Below are 21,504 nucleotides of genomic sequence, written 5' to 3' on the forward strand. Positions count from 1 at the left end.
TTCACGTTATGGTTCACCATCATTTCCACAATCTTCAGGGTAGCGTACATCGAATCGCGGTGGGTCGCAAACTCGGTAAAGGCAAAGTTCCCCTCTCCCGTCGCGATCAGATCGTATTTTTGCATCTCTTCGGATTTGAAGTTCGCATACTGCCCCCTCTCTATCTCCAGATTCTCGAAATAGACGATATCGGCCGCCCAGGTCGGAAGGAAGACCCGTTTGACGCTGTCGGACATTTTGGCCTCCCGGCTTAGAAGGGCAAGGACCACATACAGCGCCGTCTGCTTGCTTAGCACGTTCCCTTTATCGCACACGATATCCAGACGCTGACCGTGCGGATAGAGGATGAATCCCCCATCGAGGTTAAGCGCTTTGATCACGGAACTCATATCTTCGTTCGAACGTTTCGCCAGAGTATTGATGTTCGCCAGCCGCTGTTCGTCCGGATAGGCGTTGAACATAATGTGATTAACCCCCAGATCGTTTAAAATATCGGGAAACACCTCCGATGCCAAACCGTGCATCATATCCACCGCAATACGGCAATCCAACGATTTCAAGCTATGCGATTTGAGAAGTCTCTCCATCCCCTCTTTGTAATGGCGATACTCTTGTTTATGATCGGACTCATGAATCTGCCCGATCCGTGAATAATCAACCCGCCGAAACGTCTCTTTGAAAAAAGCCTTCTCGATTTTCTTGGATACGTCATTCGTAATCCCTATCCCTCCGTCCGTAAAGAATGCAATTACCGTACTCGTAGGATCATCAATTTGTTGGTAGATAAGTATCCCCGCACTGTATTCATCATGCGTCGAGAGGTTGTATCTCATGACCGCTGAGGGGATAGCGTTATAATCGATCACATCGATCCCTGCCGATAGAAGCCCTCCTAAGAAAGCCCTTTTCAGCATCCGTGAACTTTTATCATAATCACGCGACATCAGTACGGTCGACCCCACCGGCAGTTGCGCTCCGAACGCCTCCGCCAGTTTAGTCGCCATTTCGCAGGAGAGTTCAACGTTCGATTTTCCGACTACACGTCCGTTCTCGAATATCGAATTTTTGTATCGGCTCCCTAATATGACGCTGTGGCTGATGATCGATGCCTCTTCGATCATTTTGTACGGCCATATCGTCACATCTTTCTCGATATTCACCAGTTCCCCGATCTCGCACCCCTCGGCTAGGATCATCCCCGCTTTGACGGTCACGTTTTTCCCGATCTGGTTATTATTACAGATGACGCATCCGTCCATCTTCGCATTTTTCCCGATCTCGACGTTATCCCAGATCACCGTATTACGAATCTTCGACCCTTGTCCTATTGTCACGTTATCACCGATCACGACGTTGCTTAGTTTGACCCCTCGTTTGATCGTCACGTTTTTCCCCAGTACGACGATCCCGATAATATCGATACTCGAATCCAGCGGTGTCGCCTCTTCGGTGATCAAAACCCCTTCGGGATGTTTTTCGGGTATTCCTCCCATCGTCAGTTTGATTTTTCCGCTCAAGATATCATCATATACGTCACGGTAGCTCTCCGGATTCCCCACGTCGCGCCAGTACCCTTCCGCGTACCCTGCCATCAGGGAAATCCCCTCACGCATCAGCAGCGGGAACAAATCTTTCGCAAAGTCAAAGTTCTCGTTTTTCGGAATATAATCGAGAATTTCGGGTTCAATGATGTAGATACCCGTATTGATCGTATCACTGAAAACCTCGCCCCAGCTCGGCTTCTCTAAAAACTTCTCGATTCTCCCCTCTTCGTTGGCGATAACCACCCCAAATTCCAAAGGATTCTCTACCGATGTCAACGTAATCGTCAATCTGGAGTTTTTCGCCTTATGGTAGTCGAATATTTTCTGAAAATCAAAATCGGTCACCAAATCCCCGCTGATGATAATGAAATTCTCATTTCCGATATACTCCTGAGCCCGTTTCACCGCACCCGCCGTACCGTAATCGTCATCCGGCACTACGTAGGTAATTTTTATCCCCAACTCGCTCCCGTCTTTAAAATAATCTTTGATCACTTCGGGTTTAAAGTAAAGCAAGACTATGAACTCTTTGATACCCAACTCTTTGAGTGCCATGATGGTATGTTCCATCATCGGTTTGTTCATAATCGGCAGCATCGGTTTTGGTATGGAATTGGTCAGCGGTTGTATCCTTGTACCAAACCCCCCAGCCATCACTACAGCTTTCATCGCTCTCCTTTAAATATTATTTTAAAATTATGGTTCTTGATGAAGAGTGATAAAACTCACAATTCAAGCAAAGAGTTATGACTGAAAAAAGGAGTGGCCACGGTTGGACATTCATCATCTATCTTCCATTCATTTCCATTTATTTTATACCCAAATTGATAAATATAACCTACGTTAAGAATTTTTGTAATGAAATATTCACCGTTTTTCTTCATTTTCATCGGTTCATCTATCCAATCGTTCCATTCGCCCGATATCACTACGGTCTCAATCGTCTCAGTAGGAAAAAAAGTGAAGGTAACCCACCCTTTTTTATCGCGAATTGTTTTTTTCACCATGTCGACACTTCCTCCTTGATGTTAGAGTTTATAACTCCCTGTAAACTGATCATTCATCTACTCAAGTATAAAGTTTTTTTATCCCTCTTTATACTGCGTTTTGTATAAAAAACAAACATAACGATAATATAAACGATTGTGATTACGGGCACGTTACAGTAGTGTAACATAGAAACGGCGAATTTGAATTGGTGAGCGAAATAAACGATGTAGTCGGATACAAGAGGGTAACGTAATTAGAGAATAAAGTAACGATTGAATGGGCGTTGTCAAAACAACGGTACTACACTGGATTGCTGAATCAGTGAAATGGGTGAGAGAAATTGCGAAACGGAAGTAGAGTAAAAAAGAAATTGAAGTGGAGCGGGAAACGAGACTCGAACTCGCGACATTCAGCTTGGAAGGCTGACGCTCTAGCCAACTGAGCTATTCCCGCATCACAGGCAGAAGTATATCGAAAAATACTAAAAAGAAAATTAGAAAACTACCCAATCACGTCAATTCTTTTCTGATGTTACGCACATTCGGAACAAAGTCCCTAATGTGGCAGGGACAGAGTCCCTACAGCCCCCTAAAGCTACCCGCATCTTTCGGATACGGGAGATTAACCGATCTTTAATCGCACTTTCCAGGCAAAGCCCGTAAAGTGGCAGGGGACAATTTGTCCCCTGCACCCCCCTAAAGCTACCCGCATCTTTCGGATGCGGGAGATTAACTCCCCTTGACGCACTTGCTAGGGCAAGGTGCGTAAGGTCAGATCATAATTACATTATGCATAGAGACCGTAACGCGGTTTCGCCCCTCTTTTTTTGAAATATACAGCGCATCATCCGCTTCCGAAAAAATCTCTTCATAATTATTATGTTCGGGACGAAGCGCACTGATTCCTATACTTCCGGTGACGGGGATGGTGGTCTCACCAAACAAGACCGGCTCAGAGGCTATCAGCACGCAGATTTTATGGGCAATATCTGTAGCGGTGTCAATGGTTGTTTCGGACAAAATGACCACAATTTCTTCCCCGCCGTAACGCCCTATAAAATCGGTTGTACGTAAACAAGACGATACACGCCGGCTAATCTGCCGCAACACTTCATCTCCCCCCAAATGGCCATACGTATCATTGATTTTCTTAAAATGGTCCAAATCAATTACAAAAATAGCCATGTCGTGCTGATAACGGCGGGCCCGTTTAAACTCCCTCTCCATCATCTCTTCAAGATGGCCGCGATTCCATAATCCCGTCAATGCATCGGTCTTACTCAGCAATTCAATCTCATGGGTCCGCTCTTTAACCAACCCTTCAAGACGCTCTTTCTCATCACGCGAACGGTTAATGGCACTAAAATAAATAGCTCTGGCAATAAACAACGCAAATAAAATAGCAATACCGGCGGTGGATAATGCCGTTGCAAGGAGACGTTGTTCATTTCTGACATAAGGTGCCGCATCGGTTAGCAATAAAAGCTCCTCATTACTTCCGTCTATCATTGCGACATTGGGCATCACCAGCCGATAAATCGGTTGTCCGTCCACCTCGGTCAGAATCGGAGGGGGGAAATCGGCATGTCGCAAATTAGCTCCCACCATTGTTTTATTGCTGCTGACGACAATTTTGCCCTGATGATTCACCAAACTGATTTGTATGATATTTTTAGCTGTCTCAACATAATGGCTAAGAAAATCGTTCAGATCGGTCTTGGAATAGATCAAAGTGCTATTATTGATTGATCCCTCTATCGCCTTTAAGAGATTGGTAATATCGGTTTGACGACGGAGCAAAGAGACATCCGGGGTCTGTTTGTTACCCACTGCTTTATAGTCTGAGATATCAACCGCCAAATCGATAATACCGATAAGCTCTCCATTGATTTTGATAGGGTAAAAAATCGCCATAACCGGTACATAATCACGGGTTTCAAAGAAAAACTTCCCTAACGAACTGTTTCCGTCTATGATTCGGTCAAATTGATCCGTCTCGTAAACTTGACCGATCTCTTCTTTGAACATTGAATTACGGATCGTTCCGTTCGGTTCGATGTAGCGAAATTCAAATATCTCAAGCCCTAACGAAACATCACTGATCAGTTTTTGGACACTCATCGTTGATTTAATATCATGAAATCGATCCATCGCAGCGGTAATAGAACGGACAATATCTTCCGCATCATTTTTCATCTGTTCGAGCAAAAGATTTTTTTGGACATGGTAGTTATAAAATGCCATGCTCGAGATCGATAAGCCTAAAACGACAAGAAGAACGGGAATATTGTATTTTTTCCAAAATTGTATCATGGGTATCCTAACTTACTTCGGGACTGCTTTTTTATACTTGTTATAGGCACTTTCAAAATCGGTGTAGGAACGGTCCCATCTCGCGGTATGGCAGCTTTTACACATTTTTTTTAGCCGGTCAGGGCGATCGGTTCCGGAAAGGAACCCACCCCCCTTTTTCTCTATCGCAGCAATTTTAAGATGATTTGAACCGGGACCGTGGCACCCCTCACACTGAACATTTGCCAGACGGGGGGTCTGGGCCATTGAAACAAAACCGGTTTTTACCCCGTATCCCGTCGCATGACAGACCAAACATTTCGGGTTATTACTGTATTCGCTCTCTTTTATATAATCCATCGCATGATCGTGGTGATCTTGCTTCCGTCCGACAAAAAAATCGCGATGGCAAAGGCGGCATTTGTCATTTCCGACGTACCGATACTCATTTGAGCCTATTGCATCATTATAAGCTGCCTCACCGAGTACGCTTTTTAGAGGAATTTCTACCGGCGGGCTTTTCAGTTCATCCGCAATCCGTTGATCGTCACCACACCACACTGCAGCCGTGTAGACAAAAAGGAGAGTAATCCTGACAAGAAATGTTTGTAAATACACAGCCGCTCCACACCTCAAAAATTCATATAGTATAACATAATAATCAAAATAAAGACGATAAAATTCCGAAATTTAGATAATAAATACGAATACATACTACATCACCCATCAGAACTTTCCGACTTACATTTATTTTGGCAAATTTAAATAGAGTTTCATAAATGAATTTATTTTCATTGTGTTATCATAACATTATGTTTTTAAAGGGAGATTTAGAATGGATGGGATGCAAACTGCAGTTTCAATTATCAACGGAGAAAATGAATGCAGTCTCCTCTTTCAAGCGGTTGTCAATACTCAAAAAAATCTGATTGTTTTATTGCACGATAATGTCCCTATCCTCTTTAACAAAGCGTTTCTTGAGTTTACCGATGTCCGTTCCGTCAAAGAGTTTCTCCGTGAATTCGGTTCACTGGTCTACCGCTTTGTCCCGCATGATGCCTATTTTCATGCAGGAAAAGCCGATAATCCGGATGAATGGACCACGGCCATCCTCACATTGCCGGAGCAAGACCGAATCGTCAGTATGATCAATTCACGGGCTGAGCCCTATGCTTTTTCCGTCACTCTCAATACGCCGGTACCGGGGTATACTATCGTCTCCTTTACCGATATTTCTCAAGACCTTATCAAACGAATTATGATTGAAAACGATGTCAGTATTGACAAAGAGAGCGGTGCTTATAATCAGGACTACTTTATACACACCGCAAAAAGTTTTCAAAATGCAGCGGAATTTAATGAAAAATCGATCGGAATCACCATTATCGAATTAATGACTTCGGATAGCGAAGCCGATCAATATCTGCGCGATTTTACCTCCAGTATCAAAAGCAGTATTCGCCAAAGTGACATGCTTGTTCGCTGGGGGAAAAAAATTTTTATGCTGGCGTATCTCGTTGATTCTCCGGAAAACGCAAAACAATTCAGCCTGAAACTTCTGAATGTTATGCGTAAAGAACCGTTCGAAAGTCTCAACACCATCAGTATGCGCTTAGGGACAACGGTACAGATTGAAAACGAAGAGATCATGCAGATTATCAAACGTGCCGAAACAGCTCTTCGACAATCCGGTGATTCGCAGGTAACCATTTTATAATGTGAGGTTACGCACTTTTCGGGCAAAGCCCGTAAAGTGGCAGGGGACGATCTGTCCCCTGTCCCCCAAAACAAGCGAAGCGCTCCCGAAGGGATGTTTCCTGAAAAGCTTCCCGTATCTTCCGGATCCGGGAGACTAATTCCCGATGTTGCACTTGCTAGGGCATGTCAGTTATATGACCCTTACGTACCTTAAATCATCCGCGCGTTACATCAGAGAAAGAGTTCCTAACGTGCAAATAACGCCCGCACCTCATCGTTATCCATCGAAGCGAGAGTTTTTTCCCCTACCGCTACACTCATCTCCCCCATAACGGTTTTTGCTTTGATCATTTTATCGATCTTCTCTTCAAAGCTGTTTTTGGTAATGAAGCGGTAAACAAAGACATTATTTTTTTGACCGATACGGAATGCTCTGTCGGTTGCCTGATTTTCCACGGCAGGATTAAACCACAAATCGTAATGGATCACATTCGCTGCTTGGGTGAGGTTAAGCCCTACCCCGCCCGCTTTGAGTGAAAGAATTAAAACCTGTTTTTCAGGATCGTTTTGAAAAGAATCGATCACCTTTTCCCGTTTTATATTGCTCAGCGAACCCTCAAATAACAACGGTTCCACAAAAAACTTCGCTTCAATGATCTGAGCTAATATATTCAGCATTTCGACGTATTGGGTAAAGATAAGGACTTTCTCCCCCTTGGCAATCATCGGTTCCAAAAGGGTTAGAAGCAGTTCGCTTTTTCCGCTGAGAGAAGGATCGCCGGGGGATCGCTTATCGTAATTTCGCGGATGGTTACAGATTTGTTTGAGCTCCGTGATCAGTTTAAAGATCAGCCCCGAACGGTTCTGTGGCTCCCCCTCCGTTTCAAGGTTTTTCATAGCGCTGTCAACAACACTCTGATAAAGAGCCGCTTGTTCAGGAACCAAGGTGGCATACTCATCGATCACGATCTTATCGGGAAGATCATTAATGATGCTTTTATCGGTTTTAAGACGCCGCAGCATAAAAGGGGCACTTAAGCGTTTGAGACTCTTGGCTGCTTCCTGATTTTGATCCATTTCTATAGGACGGACATAGGTAGCGACAAATTGGCTCAATTCCCCGAGATATCCGCTCAACGTAAAATCAAAAATACTCCACAATTCGGTCAGGGAGTTCTCAACCGGTGTACCGCTAAGCGCTATACGGTATTTAACCCGGAATGATTTCAAAGCGATGGCGGCTTGGGTTGTCGGATTTTTGATCCGTTGGGCTTCATCGATCACCAATACGTCAATCCCTTGTGATACGAAAAGATCGGAATCACGTCTAAAAATATCGTAAGTGGTGACAATAATCGTCGAATCTTTCAAAATACGCCCTGCACCGTAATAGAGCGCCACACTTAACGTAGGGGCAAACTGCGAAAGCTCGTTTTCCCAGTTGGGTAAAAGCGAAGTGGGGACAACGATCAGGGTTTTCCCTTTGATATGGGAATGTTCGTAAAGATAGAGCAAAGTTGCAATGGTTTGAATCGTTTTTCCCAGCCCCATATCATCTGCCAGAATAACCCCAAACCCGCTTAAAAGGTTCGATATACACCATTGTACTCCACGCACCTGATAGGGTCTGAGGGTTGCGTGAAGATTATCCGAAAGACTCAGCGTATGCGGCTGAAAAAGATTGGAGAAAAATATTTCCAACTCCTCATCAAATACGGCATTTCCTTCAAACCGCGCCCGTAAAATATCAAATCGCGTCACTTTCGGTGTTTTTTTTGCCTGTGCAAAGAGTATTTTGAGCTCTTCGGGAGATATACTGATGTAAGATCCCCGAAAATAGACCAGTTCGCTTTTTTGGCTCACCAGAGATTGGAACTCTTCGAGTGTGATATGGATATCGCCGATAGCGACCGTCCAGTCGTACTCAAGCACTTTGTCCAGTGACAAAAAAGTCGTAGGTGTTTTTTTAGAACGGACCCGCATCGACAATCTGGGCTTAATAAGATGCTGTAACTCACGCGGCAAAATAATTTTAACCCCGAATGAAGATAATAACGATGCCCCTTCCAGAATAAACTGTTCAAACCGTTCCCCATGCAGTTCAATCCGTTCCTCAATACTCAGCGATTCGATTTCATTGAGAAACCCCCGTAACGGGGAGAGAAGTTTTAACAGCCCTCCGCTATTTTTCTCTTTCAAAGAGGTGTGCAACGGTTGTATTTTGAGGCTGAGCCGGTCTTCTACATTCATGGACAAAGAGAAACTCTCCGCATCAGCCCCTCTCTCCAGTGTCAAAGTTAAGGTATAACGGCTTAACGGGAGTGAAAATATTGAAAAATAGTTAAAGACAGCGCGATCGGTATGATGCTTCCCCCCCTCTTTTTGAATAAATGCCCTTCCCCGGAAAAAAGATTCGCTAATTGCAGGGGGATTCATAAAAAGACGTTTGTGCATAAAGTTCATTTCACGAACATAATCACTAATCGCTTTGGATAAAAAGAGTAGCGTTCCGCTCTTTCCGTCAAAAAAAGAGTCATTGTTTATAAAACGGACGAAAGGGGTTGCATTGTGTCCAAGACGCTCTATTTGTTCAGATACGGAAAACGGGCTTAACAGCGGCATCCATCCGATAAAAAAACGGGCTCTTTGAGTATCTTTTAATACGGTAGGGATAAAGGCATTGGCTTGAAGAAGCAAATAGACAGTACGGGCCAGTGCATGATAATAGCGATATGCCCCTTTCCCCTCTTCACTTCGAAAAGAGAGAAACAGAGTGACAAACGTCAGCAAAGATAGCGAACACCCCTCTTTCGTATATTTCAAAGCATACGGGGCAAAAAGGAGCGATGTTTGTTCCTCCTGTCTAAAGAGAGGATGCTTGATACTCACTTGGCCGTTTTGCCAAAACTCATCCATCGTACACTCACAAATCCCGTCTTTCAGAAGCCGTTCGATACTCTCGATATTCTCATCGAAAATAGGGGATATGATTTGCGGCAACGTTTTTGTATGGGCCCGATAAAACTCTCTCATCACCTCTTTATAATCGATCGAGGCAAACGAGGGATTGGGAGAGAGGAGTGAATCGATCAAAGGAAGCGCATTTTCATGATGAAGAAGTTCCAGTGGCTTATCCGAAGAGATATCGCACCACGGCTTGAGATCGATCGGATAAGTGATACCGTCGTCGCCAAACACCTCCATTACTTCGGTGAGATCAAGCCCTCGCAGAGAAAATAGAAGAAGCGGATTATGATCAATTTCAGCGCTTAACGCCAGTAAAACCGCAAACATATGCTTACACGGAACGGCCATATCTTCACAGTCACACTCTCCTTCACAATCCATAGTACCCTTTTGAGAAAGGGACTCATGGATGAGAGAGCCATTTAAAAAGAGGTGAATATTTTTCCCTTCACACCACGTCATCAACATCTCAGGCAGATTACCGTTAAGGAGAGCTGATTGCACAAAAGGGTCTGAAGAGATCTTCTCCAACAGCAAGTGCCGCACCTCAGCCGTAAACGGTTTAAAGGAGAAAAATACGTCATGCATCATACGATTTGATCCGATCACTTTTGCGGATACTTCACCTCCGTTAACGGCCAAAGAGGCCACTGCCCCTTTATTAAAGTCTGTTTTACCGCGGATAAGGCGCGCATCAAGTTCATACAGTGATTCTAAATCATTGTAGAACCGTTCACCCCAAGGGGTAAGTCCGTATCGTTTTATTTTTGCCATAAATTATTTTTTTGCCTGAAATGTAGATTTTCAACTCGGTATGGATCGATTGTAAACGGGATTTTAGCGAAAACACCTGAACTCTTTTTAGATGTTACACACTTTTCGGGCAAAGCCCGTAAAGTGGCAGGGACTAAAGTCCCTCCAACCCCCTGAAGCTACCCGTATCTGTCAGATGCGTGAGATTAACCATTTACACACTTGCTAAAGTAAGGTGCGTAAGATCGGTTAATCAAACTAGGTACGATTAAATCAAACGAAACATCTCTCACAGCAATCATCACTAGAAAATTCAAAGTATCAAGCAAAAGAGACCCGATTTTGTGATAAAAATATATTTTTAAGATTTCCTTATAGATTGATACCCTATGATTAAACGAATCAATTCAAAGGAGTGTCAGCAATGAAATACTTTGTATCGGTATTTATCTTTCTACCACTCATTTTAGGTGCACAAAATAAGAAAATAGAGTTCGATACGATTTTTCATAAAGAGCTTCCTCTAAACACGGCAAATAGTAATGATCCTGAGTGCCGGATATGTCATCTTTCTACATTTCAAGTTGAGAAATCGACCGCCAAAACGGCATTAGCCGATCCATTAACGATGCCAACCCATGCTACTGCGACTTCCGATTCCTCAACCAATGACTCTTTTTCAGTGGCATGCTTACATTGTCACGATGGTATTTGTGCACAGAATGCACCGGTTAAACTTCCGGGATGCATCCCGGCCCCCTCAAAAAAAGGGGCATCCTATGCCAGCATTGAAAGTCACCCCATTTTTAACCGATACCCGTTTGAAAAAAAAGATTTACGCCCGTTAGATGAGCCTTTACCGAAAATTTGGAAAAGTGCAACCACCGTGAAGGATTTGTTACGTCATGGAGAAATTGTCTGCATCAGCTGTCATCTCCCACACCATACCAAACAGACAGGTTTTTTACGTGCACCGATGCAACAATCGCAACTCTGTTTCGGGTGCCATAAAAAATAATAGTATTCTGCGTTACACACTTTTCGCTCATAGCCCGTAAAGTGGCAGGGACTAAAGTCCCTACAATACCGGTTCGGATAAATTTGAAAGTGGACTGCTTTTTGCTAACGCCCTTATAATTCAATTATAAGGAGCGGTCGTGCTGGTTCAAACGAACGGTTCTTCCCCATATTCGGATTCTTATTCTTCTTCATCCTTTTCTTATACTTCCGAAGAGCAGCAAACACCGTATGCATCGATCCAGATTAGCCAAATCAAAAGTGATTACATCGCCATCGCCCAGGATCTAACCCCTACCGAACGTAAACTCTACAATAGCCTCATTTACACGGAAAATTATGAAGCGGCAAAAGGGATTATCGCAGTCGGTTTTTTACGCTCCGTAGGTATGTACCAAAACAGTGAGGGGAAACCTCTTACCGGAATCTCTCTCATGCAGGATTTAACCCAGTTGAATCCTCCCCCGGGGGAAAAAGAACGCTCTTCACTCTCCGCACTTCAAAATCATCTCTCGCAGAACCCCCTATCCCTCCAATTTGATAAAGAGAGATTGGGAAATTTACTGGATTTGAGAATATAGCGTCTTCCGATCGTCTCCAATTATTCCAATGCCTTGCAAAGATTATTAACCTTACGTTCGCCGATCGGCTTGAGATCGTAACGCCACTCGATCAATTTTAAAATGGATGTCGTATCATACTCGGTGTGATCGATAAATCCTTTTTTCGCAAAGGGTGAAATAATAATCGCCGGAATTCGACTCCCCGGTCCCCATCGATCAACCACAGGGGGTGCGACATGGTCCCATAACCCTCCGTTTTCATCATAGGTAACAATAATCATCGATTGACTCCATACTTCCGGTTGTGAACGGACCGCTTCAACAATCTCCTTAACTTTATCATCGGCTGCTTTGACACTTCCATATCCGGGATGTTGGTTATCGATGGCAGAGGGTTTAAAAAAGATCACATTCGGAAGTGTTCCATTGCGCAGTTCATTGAAAAACTCTTTTTCATCTTTAAGATGTTTTCTCCCCTCACTCCCTGGGGCATATCGTGTAAAATACAAAAAAGGGTTATGGTGATACTGATAATTTACCGCATCTCCCTTTTCCGTGACCGCCTGAGCAAATCCGCCGCTGTACCATCCCCACGCAACCTTTTTTTCACTTAGCCGATCCCCGATCGTATCATACGTCAACGGATTCAAACGAAGAGAGGGATCGGTATATTTGGCTTTATAGGGGGGGTAAAACGGCTGAATCGTATTGACCGCATACCCATCAGGTGTTACTATCCCATCACGGAGAATTGTTCCGTTCGTATCTATTTCATACTGAGGAATATTGGAATTTTGACCGATATACGGAGTTCGGGCGGCAATAAGCCATTGATGATTTAAAAACGAACCCCCGAATGCCGCAGCAAAAAAACGGTCGCAGAGGGTGTACTCACGGGCATACTTCCATAAAGCACTGTTACGGATATCATGATACCCCAGGGTGAGCGCCTTACCATCACTTACCGCAGCAAAACGATCATTTCTTCCGCCATGAATCTGTTGCTGATTTTGGTAAAAACGGTGGATCATATCGGGGATCATCCCCGTTTGTGCAATATAAGTGTCCAATAAAAAAGGGGTGTTCTCTACTTCATACGGCAAACCTGCCCTAACCGCCGATTCTCCCATCAAAATACGCTTAGAGTAAGTACCGTTCAAATCACTTTGGGAAAGGTACGGATAAGAAGGGTTATCCGACGTATCCGCCCCCTCAAATCCACGAAATAAATTATCAAAACTTCGATTCTCAAGATAAATGACTATAATATGATTAATTTTAGAGCGGAGATCTTCTCCCAGAAGGTTTACCCATACGAAGATAACTAAAATAAATTTCATTAAAAACCTTTTTTACCAAAAGTATACCTCTTTATCCAATGATAATCCGATCAAAGAGCTACTAAAGGTACTAAAAGTTATTAGATTCTTTATTAAATTATAAAAAATAAATGTGATAAATTTAAGATAAATTAGATTTATGAATCATTCTCATAATATAAACAACTTTTAACACAAGTAAACATTAAGCATTATTTAAGTAAATTGTTGCCATAGATTAATACTTACACCATGGCGCATAAGCCATAGAAGGAGATGAGTTATGGGAAAAATCGATACCACCTATCCATTGCAAACCAAAATCGGCATTTTGTTGCGTGCAACAGCTGCTGTCATGATGATAAGTGGAGGGATCTTCTCTGTTGAAGCTGCACCGCCGCCCGAAGGGATCACAGGGACGGCCCATGATCTATCCGGAAAAAATTTTGACGGTACAATGAATAATGAAAAATGCTCTTTCTGTCACACACCGCATGCCGCTAATACAGGTGTTTATACCGCCGGTGTTTTATGGAATAAAGGGGCTCCGTCACAAACAAGCTTTAAAATGTATGGTGCTTCCACACCAAATACGGCAGGGATAACCATGGCCGGCACAACGACATTAGGAACAGTCGGACCGGCATCCGCGCTGTGCCTTAGCTGCCATGACGGTATCAGCGGTGTCAACTCGATTGTTAATCTTCCTGGTTCAGGAGGGTATGTTCCGGCTGGACAGCTGGTCAATCTCTCCGGAAATTACACCCCTTATCAGATCCAAGGGGTCTTTGCCGTCGGCTCAGGGGGGGATATGACCAATGACCATCCGATTTCCCTTACCTATCGCGGGGACGAAGCAAATCCTCCTGCCAATCTTAAACCAACCAATACCGTTCTTGTCGATTGGCTAGGGGCAACAACCATTGCAAACCTTCTTCGAGGAGGGAAAATCGAGTGCGTCAGCTGTCACAATCCTCACGCCCGATCTGCCTCCTTTTTACGCGCCGCAAATAATAAAGCAAGTGCTATCTGTCTTGCATGTCACGCGAAATAAAAGGGTAAATGATCACTCCATTGGTAAATCAGCGAAGCACTCCCGAAGGGATGCTTCCTGAAATCCTACCCGTATCTATCAAATGCGCGAGATTAACTCCCCTTTTCATACCTATTAAGAGAAGGTGCGTAAGCTGAGTAAATCCTACTCTAACGGAAAAGGAAGAGAGATTGTATGCGAAATTTTTTACTGCTAATTTCATTTGTGATCTCTTTTGAACTTTACGCGTTAGAGTGCAATAACGTCTCTTTTGCAGAAGGGGATTTAGAGGTCAAAAAAATCCATTTTTTATACAACTCGGCAACGCAGCCTGTTCCCTATCCAACGGATAATGATACGGCGAATTTCACGACAGAAGCGTATAAAAATAGGCTAAATGAGTTGGAACAATACCTTGCCGATCTCACTAAAAATCATTCCGATCTCTTTAAAGCACGATTGCTTAATCAAGAAAATTTACAAAGATGGAAATTATTAGAAAAAACATGTGAAAATGAGTCCCTTACTCTGGCACAGAAAGGGCGATATGATGCAGAAACGATGAAGCCTCTCATTCAGACACACATGTCATCCGTTCAAGAACATATTAACACGATGAAAATTATCATGGCGGCAATCAAACAAAAATTTGAAAAATCACGTGAAAAACAATAAACTTTTTGTTTCACTTTTTTAGAAAAAACTCTTCTGCCCCTCATTTCTCCCTATTTTCGCACCAATATTCCTTACCTATCGCCATCATCTCAATCTTTTGCTATACTAAAGATTAGATAACTGACCTTACGCACTTTGTTTTAACCAGTGCTTCAAAGGCAGTTAATTTCCTGTATCCAAAAATACGGGTAGCTTTAGGGGGTTTCTGTCCCTGCCACTTTCTGGGCTTTGCCCAGAAAGTGCGTAACATCAGCTAGATAATCAAAAGAGGCAGAGCATTTGTACAAAGGTTTATTCACAATTTTTTTTCTCATCACCCTTAATTCGTCTCTCCCCTTGTTTGGCAGTGAGCCGGACTCGCTGGAACAATACGCGGTTGAACATAATGCAACTCGGGAGGATAATAATGATACTTTCCTTACCGATATGGATAGTTTTCAAAACTACTGGTCTCATAAAGTACTCCTTTTTTCTTCCAATCTTGATCACAAACTCTCCGGTACATCCGAAGAAAATCTCTCCGTTGTAGACCGGAATAAGAGAGTGCCCTATCCCTCCAATACTATTCAACCGCCCTCTTCAAACAGCGATATCAAAAAAATCCGAAATGAAGAAACCTATAGTGCATCCCTAAAATTAGACGAATTTTTCAAAGATGAGACCCATCTGGATACGACCAATCGAAGCTACATTAAGCTGCGCAGCGGATTCGAATATGACAGACGGGGGAGCTCTTCCCTTTTTTACAATGTTCTGGCCCGGATTAAACTTCCCAAAACTCAGGAGAAACTTCAACTCTATATCGGTGAAGACACACAAGAGAATACAAAACTTTCCACTACGCAAAATGGTGCGAATAATGAAGGGGTCGGGCTTAAATATTTTATCCCCTCTTTGTATGACCGCTTATTCAGCAGTGCTTCCATCGGTGTTTCCCGTATCGACAACCCCTATGCCAAAGCCCGCATCGAATATCCTCTGTTTATCGGGAATCGACTCTTCAAGCCGACACAAAATTTTAAACTTTCCCTCGATAATCGATTTGAAGAGTGGACGAATCTTTATATCGACCGAAAAATATCCGACCAAGAGATACTGCGGCTACTCCTTCAACGTTCCACCCGAAGCGGTGTCATCGGGATGAATTATCTATCGCAGCTCTCTTACATGAATACTTTAAATTACGGTATCGGATTCAATCATTATCTAGCACTGAGCGGTCGGACGAAAGATCTTACCGGTACACTCTATGCCAATGGCACTACCCCGCAAGCGGGGGTATATGAATACACTGTCGGAACACTATGGCGCCAGAAAATATTTCGTGATTACCTCTTTTATCAGCTTCAACCGATGATCTCGTTTCATGAACAATACGATTACATGCCCAATTACATTTTTCGTATTAGTATGGAACTCTATTTCGGTAATAACCGTTGAGAGAAAATCACGTATCGGGTATACTTTGACTCGTAGTTATTAAGTGATGTTACGCACTTTTCGGGCAAAGCCCGTAAAGTGGCAGGGACTAAAGTCCCTACAACCCCCTAAAGCTTCCCGTATCTTTCGGATACGGGAGATTACTAACCTTTTCGCACTTGTTTAGACAAGGTGCGTAAGGTCAGTTATTAACTACTATGAGACTCATCAACGATCAATACCCTATTTGAGCCCAAAGGAATCGTCAATGGACAGCAACGGAGTGCAATTAACCTCTAAACACTTTTTATCCCTTCACTCTAGCCATTATCCTGCCATTTACAATGTCATGACATTCATACTCTTTATGACTCTCATTGTCATCATAAGCCCCTTTATTCCTCCAATCATCGAAAATCAAAATTATCTACCGTTGCACACTGTACTGGAAACCTCATCGCTCATCATTGCTATGTTAATCTTTGCCGTGGGGTGGAATTCGTACGGCCATACATTACCCGCCAATATTGCCATCCTCTCCACCCTTTTTTTCGGGGTAGCCGTATTCGATTTTTCCCATATCCTTTCGTATGCCGGAATGCCCGATTTTATTACTCCGAGCAGTGTTGAAAAAGGGATTGATTTTTGGTTGGCTGCGAGGCTCCTCTCTTCCCTCGGACTTGTATTATTTTTCTATTTGCCGGTACGACAACTCAGTTCTAAACTCTACAATTACCTGTTTCTGGGTGTGATATTTTTCCTCCTTGGTATCGTTCATTGGTTGATCTTATATAAATATGATCTATTTTCCCCACTTTTCTTTCTCCCGGATCAAGGGCTTACCCCATTAAAAATCGGCATTGAATATCTCATTATTTTTCTCAATCTAATCTCGGCATTGGTTTTACTCCGACGTATGCGCACGCCGCAACCTTACTATGCATCGGCACTGCTCGGTGCATTTTGTATGATGTCGTTAAGCGAATTTTTTTTCACACTCTACACGCATGAGACTGATCTTTATAATATTCTCGGTCATATTTACAAAACAATCGCCTATCTCTTTATCTACCGTGCCATTTTTGCCGCCACGATCGAAAAGCCGTATAAAAACCTCTACGATTCAGAAAGAGAGCTTCAAAACAAAACACTCCTGCTTGATTCCATTATTGAAAACATCCCCAATATGATCTTTCTCAAAGATGCAAAAGAGCTCCGTTTCAAACTCTTCAATAAAGCGGGAGAAACGCTTTTAGGTCTTAATCGCAATAATCTCTTGAATCGCAACGATTATGATTTATTTCCGAAAGAACAGGCCGATTTTTTTATCCGGGAAGACCGTAAAACCTTAAAATCTGATACGCTCTTGGACATCCTTGAAGAGACGATTGAAACTCCGAGGGGGACCCGTATCCTCCATACCAAAAAAATCGCTCTCAAAGACACTCAGGGTGAAGTGCACTATCTATTAGGGATTTCTGAAGATATCACCGATAAAAAATCGGCGGAAAAAGCACTGCTCAACAGCGAACATTCCCTTAAAGAGTCCCAAATAATTGCCGGTTTAGGGAGTTATACCCTCGATATTCTCACCGGGAGATGGAAAAGTTCGGAGATACTCGATCAGCTGCTGGGGATAGATCACGATTACGAACGTTCCGTGGCCGGATGGGAAGCGATTGTCCATCCGGATGACCGTTTACGCATGAGTCACTATTTAAGGGACGAAGTGATCGATAAAGGGGCCCCTTTCAGTCAGGAATACCGAATCATCCGGCATAACGATCAGTGTGTACGTTGGGTGCACGGGCTTGGAAAACTCCTTTTCGATGATCACAACACCCCCGTTCAAATGATAGGGACCATTCAGGATATTACCGAACGCCGGCACATCCAAGACTCTTTACTCAAACTCTCAATAGCGGTGGAACAGAGTCCCAATTCGATCGTTATTACCGATTTGGACGGGAATATCGAATATGTCAACACCATGTTTACAACCTTAACCGGGTACACGAAAGAAGAAGCCTTCGGCAAGAATCCCCGTATTTTGAAATCGAATCAAACATCCCCATCAACCTATAACGATATGTGGGAGCACCTGACTCAAGGCAAAATTTGGCACGGCGAACTGATCAACCAACGAAAAGACAAAACAACTTACATCGAAGCGGCTACCATTTCACCGGTCAAACAGCCCAATGGAAAGATCACCCATTATCTGGCAATCAAAGAGAACATTACCGATAAAAAACACGCTGAAGAGCATATTGAATATCTGGCCCATTACGATCAACTCACCGGGCTGCCCAATCGTATTGTTTTGAATGATCGGATAACCTATCTGCTCAATCATGCCCAGCGCAATGATGAAACCATTGCAGTGATGTTTCTGGATCTCGACCATTTTAAAAACATCAACGATACATTGGGCCATACGATCGGAGACCGACTGCTGATCGAAATTGCACAACGGCTCAAATCAGCCATCCGAGGGGAAGATACGGTATCGCGTCTGGGGGGAGATGAATTCATTTTACTCTTCCCCGATACCGATGCGAACGGTGCCGTTCACATTGCAACCAAATTAATCGAAGCGGTTTCGATCCCCTCCACCATTGAGCAGCATGAACTCACCATCACCCCCTCAATCGGTATTGCCCTCTATCCCCATGACGGCAACAACTTCGAAACGCTGTTAAAAAATGCCGATACCGCAATGTACCAAGCCAAAAATGCAAGCCGAAATGCTTTTCATTTTTTTACACAGGAGATGCAACTCCACTCCGCCCGTAATCTTCTCTTGGTCAATGCCCTTCGCCATGCCTTGGAACGCAATGAGTTGATCCTCCACTACCAGCCGCAAATCTCTACGATCGACGGAAGCATCATCGGTGTTGAAGCACTGCTTCGCTGGAACCATCCGGAATTGGGGATGATATCCCCTGCCGAATTTATTCCGATTGCCGAAGACAGCGGTCAAATCATCCCGATCGGAGAATGGGTTTTACGCACGGCAATTCGTCAAACGAAAATCTGGCAAACGATCGGATTCGGCCCCATGCTGATTGCCGTCAACCTCTCTGCCGTACAATTTCAACAAAAAAATCTGATCGAACGGATCACCACGATTCTTGACGAAACCCAGCTTCCTTACGAATACCTGGAATTGGAACTCACCGAAGCGATTACCATGCACGATCCCCAGTCCGCCATTAATGTGATGAACACTCTTCATGAACTCGGCATTCGAATGTCAATCGATGATTTTGGTACCGGATACTCTTCTTTGAGCTATTTGAAACAATTCAAAGTCTATAAACTTAAAATTGACCAGTCATTCATCCGCACCCTTACCGATAATCCGGAAGATCAAGCCATTGTCAAAGCCATCATCGATATGTCGAAAAGTCTGGGATTAAAAACGATTGCGGAGGGGGTAGAGACTGCCGAACAATTAGCACTCCTTCATCACTATAAATGTGATGAGATACAAGGGTATTACTACAGCAAACCGCTTCCCGCTGACGCTTTTGAAATCTTTTACAAAAATTCATCCTCTTTTGTACCCTGCTCTTGAAACGTTCTCTCAAAAATCCATCCCTTTTCCGCAAGGGGAGGCGCCTCCCGCTTCCGACTCCCCCTATTTTGATTTTTCCCGGTTGCGCCGCTATAATTGCCTATGCAAAACTCCTCAAAAGTTTCTTACGATTTAATTGTTGTCGGTGCCGGTGCGGCAGGGATGATGGCGGCTATCACCGCCGCACGCCACGGTAAAAAAGTACTCATACTGGAAAAACTCTCCAAAATCGGGGCAAAGCTCAAAGCAACCGGCGGAGGGCGGTGCAATCTGACCAATACCCTCTCCAATGAAGATTTCATGGCCCGTTTCGGGCGAGAGGGACGTTTTATGACACCCGCGCTTGAAGCCTTGGATCATAAAGCGCTTATCGCTTTTTTTGCCGGAATCGGAGTCGAAAGCCATGCCCCAGACGGGTACCGGGTATTTCCGGTTTCCCACAGCTCCGTAAGTATCATCAGCGCTCTTGAAGCGGAGATGGCCCGGCTTAATATCACGTTGATCTGTTCCGCACGGGTAGAGAAGCTGGAGCATGAAGGGGTACGGGTCACCGGAGTGAGTACCCGAGAACACTTCTATAGCGGCTTAACTGTCATTATCGCCACAGGAGGGTTGGGATATCCTCAATTAGGGGCGGAGGGTGACGGATTTACCATCGCCTCCGCCGTCGGGCACAAAGTGACCGAACTCTATCCCGCCATGATGCCGCTACGAACCAAAGAGCACTGGGTTGCCCATTGCCGTGCCGACACCATTGCCAAAACTCAACTTCGCGTTGATCTGCCCAAAGGGAAAAATATTCGGGCAACAGGGGATTTGATTTTCACGTCCAACGGCATACGCGGTCCTGTGGTTCTCGATGCGGCCCGTGAAATCAATCCGCTTCTGGAAAAATACGGGGAAGTGCCGTTGTTGATCAATTTGACCAAAGGGCTTAACGAAGAACAGATCCGAACCCATATCAAAGATGAAATCTATAAAAATCCCGAACAATCGACACTCACCCATCTCCTCACCCTTCTCCCCGAATCGCTCTGCCGTGAACTCTGCAAGCTCGCCGATGCCGACACCAATACCCCTTTTAATAAACTTCCCGGTGCGCAGCGTGACAAACTCATCAAACTTCTTGCCTGGACCCCATTCACCGTCATCGGGCACGACGGCTTCAAAATGGCGATGATTACCCGTGGTGGGGTCTCTCTCAAAGAGATTCGTCCCGAAACGATGGAGAGTAAAGTGATCAGCGGCCTCTATTTTTGCGGAGAGGTGATGAACCTCGACGGCCCTTGCGGCGGATACAATTTACAATGGGCGTTTGCCAGCGGGTATCTGGCGGGCCTTTTGAAAAAAAAAGAGTTTGAAAATTTTTGATTTAAGCGATAACTAATTTATGCGGTACTACACTATGATAATTTCATCGTTAGGAGGCATGATGGTAAATCCAAAAAATGTAGTTGCGCTACCGCTATTTACAGGGATGGCGTCGGATCTTAATGCAGCTGTAAATACAGTGGTGCAGTATAAATAACGGTTTGTCCGTCATGCCAAAGAAAACGAAAAAGTTGAGTATCAGGTTTTCTGACGCACAAACACTTTCATAATTGATACGTCAAAATAGAGTGATAATGATCTCAAATGGACCGAAGTTTACATAA

The 21,504-nt window shown here is 43.9% G+C and carries 14 protein-coding genes and 1 tRNA gene; 8 read left to right on the plus strand and 7 right to left on the minus strand.

Annotated features, from left to right (window positions below; all coding sequences use genetic code 11):
- The 5 genes from M0P91_RS13670 to M0P91_RS13690 all read right to left on the minus strand — a co-directional run.
- Nucleotides 1–2,213: sugar phosphate nucleotidyltransferase (locus M0P91_RS13670; protein WP_295068596.1), on the minus strand; the 2,213-nt coding region annotated here is incomplete at its 3' end.
- A gap of 56 nt (nucleotides 2,214–2,269) precedes the next feature.
- Nucleotides 2,270–2,551 carry a hypothetical protein gene (locus M0P91_RS13675; protein ID WP_295068599.1) on the minus strand — a complete coding sequence of 94 codons (282 nt, stop codon included), beginning with the start codon at nucleotides 2,549–2,551 and terminating at the stop codon, nucleotides 2,270–2,272.
- A 359-nt stretch (nucleotides 2,552–2,910) separates the two neighbouring features.
- Nucleotides 2,911–2,987 (minus strand) — tRNA-Gly (locus M0P91_RS13680).
- Between the two features lie 317 nt (nucleotides 2,988–3,304).
- A complete protein-coding gene (locus tag M0P91_RS13685) occupies nucleotides 3,305–4,846 on the minus strand; it encodes a GGDEF domain-containing protein (protein ID WP_295068602.1) in 1,542 nt (513 codons plus the stop codon).
- A gap of 12 nt (nucleotides 4,847–4,858) precedes the next feature.
- Nucleotides 4,859–5,443: a cytochrome c family protein gene (locus M0P91_RS13690; protein WP_295068605.1), complete on the minus strand. Its 585-nt coding sequence runs from the start codon at nucleotides 5,441–5,443 to the stop codon at nucleotides 4,859–4,861.
- Nucleotides 5,444–5,660: 217 nt separating this feature from the next.
- Here M0P91_RS13690 and M0P91_RS13695 point away from each other — a divergent pair, with 217 nt between their 5' ends.
- The gene (locus M0P91_RS13695; protein WP_295068608.1) at nucleotides 5,661–6,542 is read left to right on the plus strand and encodes a diguanylate cyclase; all 882 of its coding nucleotides are present in this window, start codon (nucleotides 5,661–5,663) and stop codon (nucleotides 6,540–6,542) included.
- Nucleotides 6,543–6,769: 227 nt separating this feature from the next.
- On the opposite strand, the gene M0P91_RS13700 is transcribed toward M0P91_RS13695, so the two are convergent.
- Nucleotides 6,770–10,264 carry a DEAD/DEAH box helicase gene (locus M0P91_RS13700; protein ID WP_295068611.1) on the minus strand — a complete coding sequence of 1,165 codons (3,495 nt, stop codon included), beginning with the start codon at nucleotides 10,262–10,264 and terminating at the stop codon, nucleotides 6,770–6,772.
- Between the two features lie 403 nt (nucleotides 10,265–10,667).
- Between M0P91_RS13700 and M0P91_RS13705 the strand changes: the two genes are divergently transcribed.
- Nucleotides 10,668–11,261, plus strand: coding sequence for a cytochrome c3 family protein (locus tag M0P91_RS13705; protein ID WP_295068614.1), 594 nt, complete (start codon nucleotides 10,668–10,670; stop codon nucleotides 11,259–11,261).
- Nucleotides 11,262–11,400: 139 nt separating this feature from the next.
- Nucleotides 11,401–11,841 carry a hypothetical protein gene (locus tag M0P91_RS13710; RefSeq protein WP_295068617.1) on the plus strand — a complete coding sequence of 147 codons (441 nt, stop codon included), beginning with the start codon at nucleotides 11,401–11,403 and terminating at the stop codon, nucleotides 11,839–11,841.
- A gap of 20 nt (nucleotides 11,842–11,861) precedes the next feature.
- On the opposite strand, the gene M0P91_RS13715 is transcribed toward M0P91_RS13710, so the two are convergent.
- On the minus strand, nucleotides 11,862–13,163 hold the full coding sequence (locus M0P91_RS13715; protein ID WP_295068620.1) for an alkaline phosphatase family protein: 1,302 nt from the start codon (nucleotides 13,161–13,163) through the stop codon (nucleotides 11,862–11,864).
- A gap of 262 nt (nucleotides 13,164–13,425) precedes the next feature.
- Between M0P91_RS13715 and M0P91_RS13720 the strand changes: the two genes are divergently transcribed.
- The 5 genes from M0P91_RS13720 (at nucleotide 13,426) to M0P91_RS13740 (ending at nucleotide 21,220) form a co-directional block, all read left to right on the plus strand.
- Nucleotides 13,426–14,196 (plus strand): cytochrome c3 family protein, encoded by a 771-nt coding sequence (locus M0P91_RS13720; protein ID WP_295068622.1) that lies wholly within the window; start codon nucleotides 13,426–13,428, stop codon nucleotides 14,194–14,196.
- Nucleotides 14,197–14,370: 174 nt separating this feature from the next.
- Entirely contained in the window at nucleotides 14,371–14,850 is a 480-nt protein-coding gene (locus tag M0P91_RS13725) for a hypothetical protein (protein WP_295068625.1), read from the plus strand.
- A gap of 426 nt (nucleotides 14,851–15,276) precedes the next feature.
- Complete coding sequence (locus M0P91_RS13730; RefSeq protein WP_295068627.1) at nucleotides 15,277–16,290, plus strand: hypothetical protein; 1,014 nt, start codon at nucleotides 15,277–15,279, stop codon at nucleotides 16,288–16,290.
- Between the two features lie 247 nt (nucleotides 16,291–16,537).
- Nucleotides 16,538–19,849 (plus strand): EAL domain-containing protein, encoded by a 3,312-nt coding sequence (locus M0P91_RS13735; RefSeq protein ID WP_295068630.1) that lies wholly within the window; start codon nucleotides 16,538–16,540, stop codon nucleotides 19,847–19,849.
- Between the two features lie 102 nt (nucleotides 19,850–19,951).
- A complete protein-coding gene (locus M0P91_RS13740) occupies nucleotides 19,952–21,220 on the plus strand; it encodes an NAD(P)/FAD-dependent oxidoreductase (protein ID WP_295068633.1) in 1,269 nt (422 codons plus the stop codon).
- The last annotated feature ends 284 nt before the right edge of the window (nucleotides 21,221–21,504 follow it).

This window comes from Sulfuricurvum sp. (assembly GCF_023229695.1).
Lineage (GTDB): Bacteria > Campylobacterota > Campylobacteria > Campylobacterales > Sulfurimonadaceae > Sulfuricurvum.